This is a genomic window from Pseudomonas sp. CFII68, from assembly GCF_000416195.1.
GTDB lineage: Bacteria > Pseudomonadota > Gammaproteobacteria > Pseudomonadales > Pseudomonadaceae > Aquipseudomonas > Aquipseudomonas kilonensis.
The window spans coordinates 37,460-50,782 of the sequence record NZ_ATLN01000125.1; the positions used below are offsets into that span (position 1 = coordinate 37,460).

Genomic DNA, 13,323 nt, shown 5'->3' on the forward strand with positions numbered 1-13,323 from the left:
GTTGCTGCCTGCCAACACCGCGGCGCTGGCGGCCTGAGTCAACTCCATGGCAGGCAGGTGAAAGACTTCCCTGGGTACCACTCCCCTTAATGCGCGCTCTGCTGTCCTATCACACTGGGGAATCCACCATGGAGCACACACGCCGTACACCTTTGCTGCGCACCGCCATCGGCCTGGGCATTGCCCTGCTGGTCGCCGATTCATCGGCGCAGGCCTATGAGCTTTACACCGACGAAGACACCACCGTCACCGGCAACTTCCTGGCGGTCTACGGGCTGTTCAACAGCCGCAAGAACTACGACGGCACCGCCGGCGGTTCGAGCTGGCGCGAAGGTTTCATCAAGTATGGCCTGAGTATCGACCAGACACTCGGCGGCCTGGGCAGTGTCTACGGGACGGCCAACCTGGTCAGCTCCGGCACTTGGGGCGATGGCGACGCAGCCGGCTTGAGCGACGGCTCCGAACGCACCACCAAGTTCGATGAAGCCTTTGCCGGCTGGCGTTCGGGGGATCTGTTCCCGGCATTGGGCAAGGACGGTGTCGACTTGTCCTACGGCCGCCAGGTGATCACCCTGGGCGACGGTTTCATCATCAACGACGATGGCCTGAACCTGGGCAAAGGCGTGGCCGATGGCGAGCTCAACCGTGGCGGCGCCTATTACCTGGCGGCCCGGCATGCCTTCGACAAAACCGCTGTCGTGCGCCTGGGCGGCAAGGAAGGCGTGCATGGCAGCCTGATGTGGATCAAATCCGACAACCGCGCCCAGGCCAACACCGAAATGGCCGCTGGCACCCTGGAATACACCGCCGCGCCTGGCACCCTGGGGCTGACCTATATCCATGGCATCGATGTCGATGACCGCTACGCCAGCGACTTCCAGAAGCAGCGCGACGGCATGGACATCTACAGCCTGCGCGGCGCCGGGAATGCCGGCATCGAAAATGCGCATTTCTCCTTCGAGTACGCCTGGCAGGACAAGGACGCGGGCCCGGAGAAAGCCTGGTACACCGAAGCCGGCTACACCTTCGCCGACCTGCCCTGGACGCCAGACCTGACCTATCGCTACAGCCGCTACTCCAAAGACTGGGACTCGATGTTCAACGGCCAGAGCCGTGGTTATGGCACCTGGTTCCAGGGTGAAGTGGCGGGCAACTATGCCGGTCCGTTCAACAGCAATACCGCCATCCAGCACGTCGGCCTCAAGCTCAAGCCGGCAGAAACCGTGACCATTGGTGCACTGTTCTTCGACTATCAGACCCTGCATACCCGTGACGCGCTGAACCTCGATGCGCAGGAGCTGGACCTGTACGTGGAATGGGCGGTGAATGAGCACCTGATCATCACGCCATTGGTGGGCCTGTACAAGCCTGAGAAGGATGCGGACAGCGGTGGCAATCAGGTTGGCGGCAATGGCACCAACGTCTATAGCCAGTTGGTGGTGGCGGTTCCGTTCTGACAGGCCGACCGTAGGAGCTGCCGCAGGCTGCGATCTTTTGATCTTTCGCTTTTGATGCAAGTGTCTTTGGGAAGATCGCAGCCTCGTTGCACTCGTCAGCTCCTACGGGATAGCGATTGGTCTGTTATCTGTGCTGGTGCAACATGGTCTGGATCTGATGGGTCGCCTGCCGGGTGCTTTGCGCCAGCTTGCGCACCTCATCGGCCACCACTGAGAAACCGCGCCCGACATCTCCGGCCCTGGCGGCTTCAATTGCGGCGTTCAAGGCGAGCAGATTGGTCTGGTCGGCAATGCCCTTGATCACCCCCACCACCGTGGCAATCTGGGCGTAAGTCACCTGGTTCTGTTCGAGCATGCGCTGATGGGTGGACTGGGCCGAGCGCTCGTCGCTGATATCACGCACCGCACCAATGATCCTCACCAGTTGCCCATGGGAGTCGCGTACCGCCCGACCGCGTTCACGACACCAGATGTAATCCCGGGTCTTGTGGCGCATCCGGTATTCGAAGACGTATTCACCGCTGCCCTGTGAGCCAAGGATTTCCCGGTCGAAAATGGCCATGATCTTGGGCAAGTCGTCCGGGTGGGTGATGCCGACCTGAGCATCCCAGCCATCGGGCAAATCATCCGGCCCATACCCCAGCAGCGCACGGAACTGACTGGAAAAGCGCATGCCACTGGCCGGGTGCTGGAGGTCACCGTTGACCACGGTAATGTCCCAGCAGCCTTCCGTCAGAGTCGACTGCAGCAGCTCCCAGATCTGCGCATCCCGGCGTTGTTGCTGCAGCTGCTGGCTGAGTTCGCCCAAGCGAATTTCAAGCACCTGCTCGCGCTCGTGGGCTTGCTCCAATTGCTGGCGAACCTTGTGCAACTCATGCTCGCTTTGCTGCCAGCGCAAGGTTTGCGTCTCCACTTGTGCCTCGACCTGATGCAGATGCGCAGTCGCGCTCGCCATCTGCCGTGCATGCTGCTCAAGGACTGTGCGCAGTGGCGGATACGCGTCGAGCAGCGGCGTGTCCTCCGTTTCGCCGGCCAGTACGCGCTGCACCTGTGCGATCAACACCCGCTTCTGTTTGTTGGTCTGGAGAAACATCGCCCGCCCCTATGCCATCAAGTCGAAACCCGGATCTGATCGCAAACCGGCCAGGCTGGCTTGTCCCTGCCTGCACGGGGCCTTGCTCCTGGCTGCCAACCACCCAGGCTGGCAGCCACAGACATACGGCGCGGCAGGCACAGTCAAGCTGGACGGTCCTGCCGGGATTACCCTCGGGGCTTTCCCTAATTCGCGATCAGGAAACCCTCATGAGCGATATTGCCCTGCTGCCTCAGGTCGAAGCCTTCCTCGGTAGACATCACGCCCTGTTCATCGACGGTGGCTACGTCGAAAGCCAGAGCAGCCAGACGCTGGACGTCGTCAACCCTGCCACCGGCCAAGTCATCGCCCAGGTCAGCGACGCCACTCCCGGCGACATTGATGCGGCGGTGGAGTCGTCCCGCCGCGGCTTCAAGCAGTGGTCCCAAACGGCACCCGCAGTCCGCGGCCATGTGCTGCTCAAGTTGGCGGACCTGCTGGAACGCAACCGCGAAGAGCTGGCGCAGATCGAGACCTGCCAGTCGGGGAAGATCATCCACATCTCTCGGGCCTTCGAAGTCGATCAGGCCGCTCATTTCCTGCGTTACTACGCTGGCTGGGCGACCAAGATCAACGGCGAGACGATCACCCCATCACTGCCCTCCTTCGCTGGCGAACGCTACACCGCCTTCACCTTGCGCGAACCGGTCGGGGTGGTGGTCGGCATCGTGCCGTGGAATTTTTCCACCATGATCGCCATCTGGAAACTGGCCTCAGCCCTGGTGACCGGTTGCAGCATCATCATCAAGCCCAGCGAGTTCACCCCGCTGACCATCCTGCGCATCGCTGAACTGGCCATCGAGGCCGGCCTTCCAGCCGGTGCCCTGAATGTGTTGACCGGTGGCGGTCTGGTGGGCAAAGGGCTGATCGAACACCCGGGCACCAACAAGGTCTCATTCACCGGTTCCGTGCCCACCGGCCTGGCGGTGGGCCAAGCGGCCATGGGCGCCGGGTTGACCCGTGCAACCTTGGAACTGGGCGGAAAGAATGCGGCGGGGTTCCTGCGTGATATCGATCCCGAGGTAGCGGTCAACGGCATCATCGAGGCGGGCTTTCTGCATTCGGGACAGATCTGCGCGGCGGCGGAACGGTTCTTTGTCCATCGCTCGCAGATCGAGTCGATCATGGACAAACTGGCCCAGCGCCTGAGCAAACTCACCATCGGCTCGCCCCTGGACGAACGTACCGAATTCGGCCCGGTAACCAACCGCCAGCACCAGCACAAACTCGCGGAATTCTTCGCCAAGGCCCGCGCACAGAACAACACCATCGTCCACGGTGGCAAGCTGATCGATGGACCGGGTTGCTATGTCGAGCCGACCATCATCCTCGCCAATCGCCGCGACGACAGCCTGCTCAACGAAGAAACCTTCGGCCCGATCGCCACGTTCTTCCCTTACGACACTGAGGAGGAGTTGCTGGAACTGATGAACGACACCCCCTACGGCCTGAGCGCCAGCCTCTGGACCAACGACCTGGGCAAAGCCCTGCGCATGGTCCCCGCCATCGAAGCTGGTACGGTCTGGGTGAACATGCACACCCTGCTCGACCCGGCGGTGCCTTTTGGCGGCAGCAAATCTTCAGGGATAGGCCGTGAATTCGGCAGTGCATTCATCGACGACTACACCGAACTGAAGTCGGTGATGATCCGCTACTGACCTTCAAGGGCTCTGGGACACCCCTCTGAGCCCTCTTGTGGGAGCGAGCTTGCTCGCGATAGCGGCCCATCAGTCAACCATGATGCCGACTGACCCAACGCCTTCGCGAGCAAGCTCCCACAGTTTTTTCCGAGTCGCCCAAGCCATCCGCGACCACCAAAAATCCCCTGTGTGGGAGCTTGCTCGCGATAGCAGACTATCAGCCAACCATGATGCCGACTGACCCAACACCTTCGCGAGCAAGCCCGCTCCCACAATTTTTTTCCGAGTCGCCCAAGCCATCCGCGACCACCAAAAATCCCCTGTGTGGGAGCTTGCTCGCGATAGCAGACTATCAGCCAACCATGATGCCGACTGACCCAACGCCTTCGCGAGCAGGCTCGCTCCCACAGTTTTTTCCGAGTCGCCCAAGTCATCCGCGACCACCAAAAATCCCCTGTGGGAGCGGGCTTGCTCGCGAAAGCGGACTATCAGTCAACCATGATGCTGAATCTGACGCCGCCTTCGCGAGCAATCCCGCTCCCACAGTTTTAACGCCGGCAGGCGTTGACCGGTGGGACTCGGCCACGCCAGGGTTGGGCGCGTTCCAGTTGGGCGGCCAGGGCCAGCAAGGTGCTTTCCTCGCCAAAGCGACCGGCGAAGTGCGCCCCCATTGGCAGGCCATTGGCGCTCCAGGACAACGGCACTGACATCGCCGGCTGACCACTGGCGTTGAACAGCGCGGTGAACGGCGAATAGCTGTGGTAGCGCTCAAGCAGTTGATCCAGGCTCATGCACACATCCTGCAGATCCAGTTCGCCAATCGGCACCGGTTCACGGGTCAGGACCGGGGTCAGGATCACGTCGTAATCCTGCATGAACACTGCCAACTGCCGGCCCAGCGCATGAATCCATTCCACCGCCGCGACATATTGAGCGCCGCTGACGTTGCCCTTGTCCCGCAGGATGATCCGGGTACGCACCTCCAGTTCTTCCGCCTGCACGGCGAACCCACGCATCTGGCCCAGCAGGTCGACATAGCGACGAGTGCTTGCACCAATAATGCTGAACACGTGGTCGAGAAACTCCAACAACCCCACCGGCAGGCTCACCGGTTCGACACGATGCCCCAAGGACTCGCACAACCGCGCGGCCTCGCCCACCGCCTGAAGGCTCTGGGGTGACGTAGGCCAGGGCTCGAGTTGCTCGACCAAGGCAATGCGCAGCGGCTTGGGATCAGCCTGCACCGCCATCACATACGGCAACGCCTGGATCGGCGCGGCGTACGGCGCGCCCAGGTCCATCCCGGCGGTGGCATCCAGCAGCGCCGCACTGTCGCGCACCGACAAGGTGATAGCATGAGGCGTGCCCATCCCCGCCCAGCCCTCGCCCACCATCGGCCCCGACGGCAGCAAGCCACGGCTGGGCTTGAACCCGAACACGCCACAGCAAGACGCCGGCACGCGCAATGAACCGCCACCGTCGTTGCCGTGGGCGAATGGCACCACGCGGGCCGCCACCAGTGCCGCCGCACCACCACTGGAGCCACCGGCGCTATGATCGGTGTTCCAAGGGTTGCGGGTCGCGCCGAAGCGCGCGGACTCGGTGGAGTACGACGTGCCGAACTCCGGGGAAGTACTGGTGCCCATCACCTGGCACCCGGCACGCCGCAACCGCGCCACGACTTCCGATTCAAAATCCGCACGACAATCGCCCAGCGCGCGCGAACCGTTCGTCATCGCCGCGCCGTTGACCGGTGAAAACAGGTCTTTGATCAAGGTCGGCACACCGGCCAGCAGGCCTTGTCCGGCCTGAGGCTTGCGCGCCGCCTCCCGGGCCGAATCGTACAAGCGCTCGGCCACCGCATTGAGCTGCGGCTCGACCCGCTCCAGGCGCTCGATGGCCGTCTCCAGCAGTTCGCCGGGCTGAACCTCGCCACGCCTGACCCACTCAGCCAGCGCCGTGGCATCTTCAATGTCCATCAAGTGGTGGATGTCTTGCATACCCATGTCTCAGGTTCCTTATGTCATGACGATTGATGTGATCCGAGAGTGCTCGCCTGCCCCTGGCCCCGTGCTCGCAGGCCGGCCACGACCCAGAGCAGCGCCAAGGCAAGACTGGCCAGGGCCAGCCACTGGATGGCGTGACGCAGGTCACCGGCAAAGACAACCACCGAGGCCACCACCAACGGACTGACGAACTGGCCGATGTACAGGCACGAGGTAAACCCGCCCAAGCCCCGCCCCCGGGTGCTGGCGGTCAGGGCGTTCATCACCGGCACCATCACGTTGGGTACCAGCAACCCGGCCCCCAGGCCCTGGATGAATACCGCCACCAGCACGGCGTTGTAGCTCTGCCCGCGCATCAGCAGCCACAGCCCAAGGCCCATCAGCCCGAGCAACAGTGCGTTGCAACCAGCGATGCCGAAGCGGCGGCGCAGCAACGGCCACATCAGCGAACCGCCCAGGGTCGCCAACAGGCTCAACCCCGCGGCCAGGCCAATCATCGTGCTGGAGGTGATCCCCAGGCTGACCAACAGCATCGGCGCCTGGATCGGCATGATGAACGTCAGGACCATGCCGCCCAGGATCATCAGGTAGCCGACCAGCAGTTGCAGCACGGCGACCTTGGCCGGTCCCGACTCATCGACGCTCTGCTCGACCCTCTGCAGCTCCGCCACTGGCGGCTCCCAGAGCACTTTCATCATTACCGGCACCAGCAGCAGTGGCAGCAAATACAGCAGGAACGGCGTGCGCCACGAGTGCTCGCCGAGCACCCCGCCCACCACGAAAAACAGCGCCCCCACCAGGCCAATAGTCACCACCTGCCGATTGACGTAGCGCAACCGCTCCTCGCCCTGCCAATAGTCAGCGATCAAGGTTGCGCAGCAGGTCATCACCGCCGCCTCCGTGCACCCGAACAACAGCCGCGCACCGACAATCGAAGGCAGGCTGTCGAGCATGGCAGGCAGCGCACCGAGCAAGGCGTAGAGCACCGTGGCAATCACCAGCAAGGCTTTGCGCCCTACGCGGTCGGCCAACCAGCCAGCCAACGGTGCGCACACGGCAATCGCCAAAGCCGGACCGGTAATCGCCAACGGCACCAGCAGATCGGCGCGCGGTTCCATGGGACCGAATTCGGCGCCCAATCTGGGCAGGATGGGCGTGACCATCACCGCGCCCATGATCGTCAGGCTGCTACCCAGCATCAGCACCCCACCTTCGCGCCAACTGGCCTGGCGCGACGCAGTGGTCGCCGTTGAAACGGAACTTGATTGGTTCATGGCGAGCCCCTTTTAGAAACTTTGAGAAATACGCAGCGCCGCGGTATAGCCCTCGGCGCGGTTTCGCGCGTCGAGCTCCTTGTAGACATGCAGCCACACCGGGGGGATGCCGGGCTTGAAGTAACTCACCGCCGGCCCGACCGCCAACACCCGGGCACGATTGCCCGCCTCCAGGCCCGGCGCATCGTCATCGGTGAATTGCCGGTAGTAATAGCCGCCCACGCCCACGGTCCACGGGCCAACGTGTTGACCCACGGCGAACTCGTGGCGGTACTCGACGCCATTCTTGTAGTCGGTGGCGTGGTTGCGCGTGTTGATGTCGGCTTCGAAGCTGGAAGACACTTCGAAGCCGCTGTCGGAGATGTAGGTGGCGTTGAGGATCGGCGAGAAGGTCCAGTGGTTGAGGCCCGGCGAGATCAAGCGATCCTTGTCGTAGTCGCCTGTGGGGGCCTGGATCTGGAACTGGGCATTGACGAACAAATTCGGTGAAAGGGTCCATTGCAAGATCACCGGCAGCACCTGGATATCAGCCAGGCGAAACGGGTCGGCCGCGAGGTCCAGCGGACCGACAGGCGTCTGCACCTGTAGCGAGGCGTCCATCTGGAAGAACGGCACGACGGCGCCGAAGCCGTACTTGGCGCCCAGCACGGTGTAATCGGTCATGCGCATGTAGGCGACGCCGATGGACAAGACATCCAGGGAGAAATTGTTGTCCGCAGACTTGCCGTGGCGATCTTTCTGCACGTTGGCCGAATAGAACGCAGTTCGCAGGCCGACAGTGCCGAAGGGCGTGGCCGGCGGCATCATGCCCGCGCCGAAATCGTAGACCCCGACCGCCGTGGTCGGCGCGCCGTTTTCGGTGCCATGGGCAGCGCCACAGACAGCGATCAATCCCAGGGTTAACCCAGTACAGCGCAAGACGTTGGTTTTATTCTTCTGATTCATCGAATGCCCCTCCCGACCATGTGGTGTAGGGGTCATCCTAGGGAGCCGGCCGGTCAGCCGTTATCCGTTTTCAGCACAGATGCGTGCGACGCAGGGTTTGTGAAGGCGTCTCGCCGAACAACACTCGATAGTCGCTGGAAAACCGGCTCAAATGCCAGAAGCCCCAGCGTGCCGCCACCTCCTGTACACCTTGGGCATGGCCGCCGCTGCGCAGTTCACGACGCACGGCATTGAGGCGCAACGCCCGCAAATAGGCCACGGGGTTGATACCCAGCGTCTCCTGGAAGCAATACTGCAGTTTTCGTCGGCTGGCACCGATGTGGTTGCACAGGTCGAGGATCGACAGCGGCTCATCGACATGGGTCAAGGCATATTCCCGGGCGCGGTCGACCATGCGCTTGCGCGCCGTGGGGTTGAGCGGCGGCGCCTCATCCGGTGCCACCAGTTCCAGTATGTGCAGCATCACCGTGTCACGCAGGCCACGGCGGATCGACTCGTAACCCAGTAACGAGTCACGCCCCTGCTCGCCACCTTCAAGCTCATCGAACAACGCCGCCAGCTCGGCGGGCAGCGTCGAGTTGCCGAGACGGTAACACTTGGGAAGATCGGTAATTCGAAAGCGACTGCCCTGTCGTTCCAGCACATGCTCCAACGCCTGTTCGTCGATGGCGACACTGAGCAGGTCGAGATGCTGGGGTGTGCGCAGCTCGGGCAGGTTCTGGCCACGGGCGACCAACAGGCTGGGCTCGATAATCGGGTGCCCGGAGCAAAAGACCGGCCCATCGGCACTCAGTGGCACGCTGAAGGTGATGGCACCCTCCCAGGCCATGCCTTGCTTGGTCAGTGCCTGATTAGAGCGGTCGCGCACCAGTTGCATCCAGTCCGAGCGGAACTCGACCAACTCGCCTTCGAAGCGTCCGGGGGTCAACTGGTCATAGCAAACCTGCCAACCACCCATGTTGCGGGCGTGCTCGTCGATGTCTGCGGTACGAAACCGATTGATCGGCAGCGTCGGCAACAGGTCCGACGAGATCGCTGGCTGCGCCATGTTGGAGTTGTTCATTGACCCGACCTTTGATGATTCCAGGGCATACGGGTCAAAGCTCAGGCAAGTTCCATTCCGCCCCGTGGGCCGATTGGGCAATTGTGCCGAAAACGGATAATCGCTCAGGACTCAACTGCCGGCGCCGGCATGGGCCTCTTCAAAGAAATAGTCCTTCCAGCTGTCGGCCTGGTTTTTCAGCACGCCCAGTTCGTGCAGCTTCTGCGCATAGATGTAGGTGCGTTGCGGGACGACGGTGAAGTCGATTTCGGGGTCCGTGACGATTTTTTCCACCAGCGGCAGCGGCAACTTGGACTGCTCTACGCGGATGTAGGTCTGGGCAGCGGCCGGCTTGTCGGCCTTGATAATGCCTTGCGCCTCCACCAGGGCGTCGTAGAACGCCTTGTAGGTCTTGGGATTTTCGTCGTGGAATTTTTCCGTGGTGTAGAGCACGTTGAACGTCGCCGGCCCGCCCAGCACATCATAGGAGCTGAGCACCTTGTGTACGTTGGGGCTTTGCAGTGCCTGGTACTGGAACGGTGGGCTGGAGAAGTGCGAATTGATTTCTGACTGACCGGCGATCAGCGCCGCCGTCGCATCCGGGTGCGGGAGGCTGACCGAGATGTCGTCGAATTTCTTGAAGTGATCGTTGCCGAACTCCTTGGCGGTTTCGATCTGCAGCGTGCGCGACTGGAACCCCACACCTGCCGCCGGGACAGCGATCCGGTCCTTGTCGGTGAAGTCCTTGAGGCTTTTCACGTTCGGGTTATTGGTCAGCAAATAGTTGGGCATCGACCCCAGCGAGGCGATGGCCTTGACGTTCTGCTTGCCGCGAGTCCGATCCCAGATCGTCAGCATCGGCGGAACGCCCGCCGACACCACATCCAGGGCACCGGTCAGCAAGGCTTCGTTCATCGCCGTTGCGCCGGAAATGCTGTTCCAGTCCACCTTGATATCGAGGCCCTGGGCCTTGCCATGTTTCTCGATCAACTGCTGGTCACGCACCACGTCGAGGATCAGGTAACCGATACCGAATTGCTGGGCGATGCTGATCTTGCCTTCGGCGTGGGCCAAGGGATTGAGCAGCGCAGTGGCCGCCAGGGAAACCAACAAGGTGAGCGCAGAACGCTTGAAAGCCATGGTCTGATGAACCTCACAGTAAGTGAAAAAGACTGAAGACAACGACTTTAAAGCTATAAGAATGTTAATTTAAATACCTTAATGGCATATCAATAGCACCTAAATGTTCGGCATCCGAACCCATGAAATCGCACTCACGGGTACGATCACTTGATAATCTTGCATACCTCCCTGACGAACACCCAGCGCGAAGCGATCATGAACGAGATGACCCTGGAGGTCGGCATCGCCGCCGAGTCCATTTCCCAACCGCGCACACTGGTATTCCTGGCTTATCCGCAGATGGGCCTGTTGGACCTGACCGGTGCCCAGACCGTTTTCTGGGCCGCCACCAAAGCCATGACTGAACGCGGCCTGCCCGGCTACACCCTGCACACCGCAAGCCTGGAAGGCGGATTGATGCAGACCGCCGAAGGCTTGGTCGTGGATACCCGTGCCCTGCACGAGCTCGACGGGACGCTCATCGATACGTTGATCGTGCCTGGCGCACCGGACATACGGCAGGCGATGATTGACTGTGTCGACCTGGTGCAATGGCTGAGCAAAGCCTCGGTCAAGGCCCGGCGTACCGCATCGGTATGCAGCGGCACCTTCCTCATGGCCCAGGCTGGTTTACTGGACGGACGCCGCGCGGCCACCCATTGGGCCATGTGCGACATGCTCAAGAGCGGCTTCCCGTCGATTACAGTGGACCTGGACGCGATCTTCATCCAGCAGGACGCCGTGTGGACCTCGGCCGGTGTCAGCGCCGGCATCGACATGGCCCTGGCACTGGTCGAAGCCGATTGTGGGCGCGAGGTGTCCCTGCAGGTGGCCCGTGAGCTGGTGGTGTTTCTCAAGCGCCCCGGCGGACAAGCGCAGTTCAGCCAACTGCTGCAGTTGCAGATGCAGGACAGCGCCGGGTTCGACGAACTGCACGCCTGGATGACCGAACACCTGGATGACGACAACCTCACCGTCGAACGACTGGCCCGCCAGGCAAGGATGAGCCCACGCAATTTTGCCCGGGTCTACAAACGCCAGACCGGACGAACCCCGGCCAAAGCCGTCGAGATGTTCCGCCTTGAAGCCGCGCGTCGAATGCTCGAAGACTCCCAGCGCAACATCGACCAGATCGCCCGGTCCTGCGGCTTCGGTGACGAGGAACGAATGCGTCACACCTTCCAGCGCCATCTCTCGATTTCCCCCCGGGAGTATCGCAACCGGTTTTCCCGCTGAGCACTAACCCCTTAGGGTACGGTCCCGTCAGGCCACTCTCTTCGAATGCTCCCGCGGGTCGGCCTGCTCGGCCAGGAACGCGCTGCAACGCGAACGCAGCCACCGCTCCCCCGGATCATTGTGCGAGGCGCCGCGCCAGACCATGGAAAGCTCGTGCTGTGGCAAGCAGATCGGGGCCGCTTGCGCCCTCATGCCGGTCGTCACCGCCATCGCCTGGGCAACGTAATCCGGCACGATGGCGATCATGTCGCTCTGGGCCAACAGCACGGGCAAGGCGCTGAATTGCGGCACGGTCAACACCACCCGCCGCTGTCGGCCCATCAGGCATAACGCGCGGTCCGAGTCATCGATAACATTGCCCATGGACGACACAATCGCATGGGGCCGACGGCAGAACTCGTCCAGCGTCAGTTCACCGGGCTGCGAATCGGCGCGCAACAGCATCGGCCGAATCGGCCGCAGCAGCTTGCGTCGGGCATTGGCCGGCAGTTCCAAGGTTGGGCTGATTCCCAGGGAAATCTCACCGCTGGCCAACAGCTGGGACAACTGCCATTGGTCGGCCCGACGCACCACCAATGTGGTGCCGGGTGCCTCGGCCCGCAGGCGGCGTAACAGCTCCGGCAGCAATGCGTACTCGACGTCATCGCACAGCCCGATATGGAAGGTCGCCTCGCTGGTGGACGGCTCGAACGCCTGGCAAAGGCTCAAGGCGGCGGCGATGCCGTCCAGCGCCGGCGACAGATTGGAGAAGATTTCCTGGGCCCGGGAGGTCGGCTCCATCAGCCGTCCCGAACGGATGAACAACGGATCATCGAACATCAACCGCAAGCGCGCCAGGGCACTGCTGATCGTTGGCTGGCCGAGAAACAGCTTTTCGCTGACGCGGGTAACGTTTTGCTCGTGCATCATGGTTTCGAAAACCACCAGCAAATTGATGTCAGCACGACGCAAGTCATTTCTGTTCATCATAGTCATCGCCTCAGGCGCCAGGCCATTGAGTCAGAAGTGAACAAGATCACCACCTAGGCCCTTCATCAAGGCACGGCGGCGACGAGGTGTTGAAAGCCTAATCCCCGGGGCGGGCCAGTGTCTGTCGTACATGGGGACACTCGACTCACCCTTTGGGCGGCGTCATCAATACTTCGGTATACACCCGGGCCCGTGGCGAACAGCGCCGTTTGTGGCGAGGGAGTCCCCGCCGCGTCTTCGACGCTGCGCTGTCGCGCAGGGAACAAGGCCCTGTGGCGAGGGGATTTATCCCCGCTGGGGCGCGCAGCGGCCCTAAAGCAGTCAACTCAATCTTCCTGGCACACCGAGTTGCCTGGTTTTGGGGGCTGCTACGCAGCCCAGCGGGGCGGTGCGACGTTTCGCTAAATCCCCTCGCCACAAAGGGAGTGTTCTTACCTACCTGAGACACATGGCCGATTTATTTCAGCAGAAATTTTTTTATTAAAAATCAGCAAGTTGTA

General features: G+C 62.0%; 9 protein-coding genes and 2 pseudogenes. 3 read left to right on the forward strand and 8 right to left on the reverse strand.

Translation table 11 applies throughout. From position 1 onward, the window contains the following. The first annotated feature begins 128 nt into the window (after nt 1-128). Nucleotides 129-1,457: an alginate export family protein gene (locus CFII68_RS02480; RefSeq protein WP_033062918.1), complete on the forward strand. Its 1,329-nt coding sequence runs from the start codon at nt 129-131 to the stop codon at nt 1,455-1,457. A gap of 133 nt (nt 1,458-1,590) precedes the next feature. Here the strand turns inward: CFII68_RS02480 and CFII68_RS28315 are convergent. After that, nucleotides 1,591-1,860 (reverse strand): annotated as a pseudogene (locus tag CFII68_RS28315) (methyl-accepting chemotaxis protein); the annotation flags it as partial. Then, a pseudogene (locus CFII68_RS28085) lies at nt 1,840-2,550 on the reverse strand (PAS domain-containing protein); the annotation flags it as partial. The pseudogenes CFII68_RS28315 and CFII68_RS28085, both read right to left, overlap by 21 nt. 209 nt (nt 2,551-2,759) lie before the next feature. Here CFII68_RS28085 and CFII68_RS02470 point away from each other — a divergent pair. After that, the gene (locus tag CFII68_RS02470; RefSeq protein ID WP_018613351.1) at nt 2,760-4,247 is read left to right on the forward strand and encodes an aldehyde dehydrogenase family protein; all 1,488 of its coding nucleotides are present in this window, start codon (nt 2,760-2,762) and stop codon (nt 4,245-4,247) included. A 530-nt stretch (nt 4,248-4,777) separates the two neighbouring features. On the opposite strand, the gene CFII68_RS02465 is transcribed toward CFII68_RS02470, so the two are convergent. The 5 genes from CFII68_RS02465 to CFII68_RS02445 form a co-directional block, all read right to left on the reverse strand. Further along, a complete protein-coding gene (locus CFII68_RS02465; RefSeq protein WP_018613353.1) occupies nt 4,778-6,235 on the reverse strand; it encodes an amidase in 1,458 nt (485 codons plus the stop codon). A gap of 17 nt (nt 6,236-6,252) precedes the next feature. Continuing rightward, on the reverse strand, nt 6,253-7,509 hold the full coding sequence (locus tag CFII68_RS02460) for an MFS transporter (protein ID WP_018613355.1): 1,257 nt from the start codon (nt 7,507-7,509) through the stop codon (nt 6,253-6,255). A 12-nt stretch (nt 7,510-7,521) separates the two neighbouring features. Continuing rightward, entirely contained in the window at nt 7,522-8,454 is a 933-nt protein-coding gene (locus tag CFII68_RS02455) for a transporter (protein WP_018613356.1), read from the reverse strand. A gap of 70 nt (nt 8,455-8,524) precedes the next feature. Continuing rightward, nucleotides 8,525-9,517: a helix-turn-helix domain-containing protein gene (locus CFII68_RS02450; protein WP_018613358.1), complete on the reverse strand. Its 993-nt coding sequence runs from the start codon at nt 9,515-9,517 to the stop codon at nt 8,525-8,527. 111 nt (nt 9,518-9,628) lie between these two features. After that, a complete protein-coding gene (locus tag CFII68_RS02445) occupies nt 9,629-10,636 on the reverse strand; it encodes an ABC transporter substrate-binding protein (RefSeq protein ID WP_018613361.1) in 1,008 nt (335 codons plus the stop codon). A 207-nt stretch (nt 10,637-10,843) separates the two neighbouring features. On the opposite strand from CFII68_RS02445, the gene CFII68_RS02440 reads away from it, so the two are divergent. Beyond that, entirely contained in the window at nt 10,844-11,854 is a 1,011-nt protein-coding gene (locus tag CFII68_RS02440; protein ID WP_139213181.1) for a GlxA family transcriptional regulator, read from the forward strand. A 27-nt stretch (nt 11,855-11,881) separates the two neighbouring features. Here the strand turns inward: CFII68_RS02440 and CFII68_RS02435 are convergent, their stop codons facing one another. Then, nucleotides 11,882-12,823 (reverse strand): LysR family transcriptional regulator, encoded by a 942-nt coding sequence (locus CFII68_RS02435; RefSeq protein WP_018613364.1) that lies wholly within the window; start codon nt 12,821-12,823, stop codon nt 11,882-11,884. Nucleotides 12,824-13,323 lie beyond the last annotated feature (500 nt).

Excerpts from the sequence above, each read along its gene's own strand:
- CFII68_RS02480 (WP_033062918.1), top strand. The coding sequence starts at position 129 with ATGGAGCACACACGCCGTACACCTTTGCTGCGCACCGCCATCGGCCTG.
- CFII68_RS02470 (WP_018613351.1), top strand. The coding sequence starts at position 2,760 with ATGAGCGATATTGCCCTGCTGCCTCAGGTCGAAGCCTTCCTCGGTAGA.
- CFII68_RS02465 (WP_018613353.1), bottom strand. The coding sequence starts at position 6,235 with ATGGGTATGCAAGACATCCACCACTTGATGGACATTGAAGATGCCACG.
- CFII68_RS02460 (WP_018613355.1), bottom strand. The coding sequence starts at position 7,509 with ATGAACCAATCAAGTTCCGTTTCAACGGCGACCACTGCGTCGCGCCAG.
- CFII68_RS02455 (WP_018613356.1), bottom strand. The coding sequence starts at position 8,454 with ATGAATCAGAAGAATAAAACCAACGTCTTGCGCTGTACTGGGTTAACC.
- CFII68_RS02450 (WP_018613358.1), bottom strand. The coding sequence starts at position 9,517 with ATGAACAACTCCAACATGGCGCAGCCAGCGATCTCGTCGGACCTGTTG.
- CFII68_RS02445 (WP_018613361.1), bottom strand. The coding sequence starts at position 10,636 with ATGGCTTTCAAGCGTTCTGCGCTCACCTTGTTGGTTTCCCTGGCGGCC.
- CFII68_RS02440 (WP_139213181.1), top strand. The coding sequence starts at position 10,844 with ATGACCCTGGAGGTCGGCATCGCCGCCGAGTCCATTTCCCAACCGCGC.
- CFII68_RS02435 (WP_018613364.1), bottom strand. The coding sequence starts at position 12,823 with ATGATGAACAGAAATGACTTGCGTCGTGCTGACATCAATTTGCTGGTG.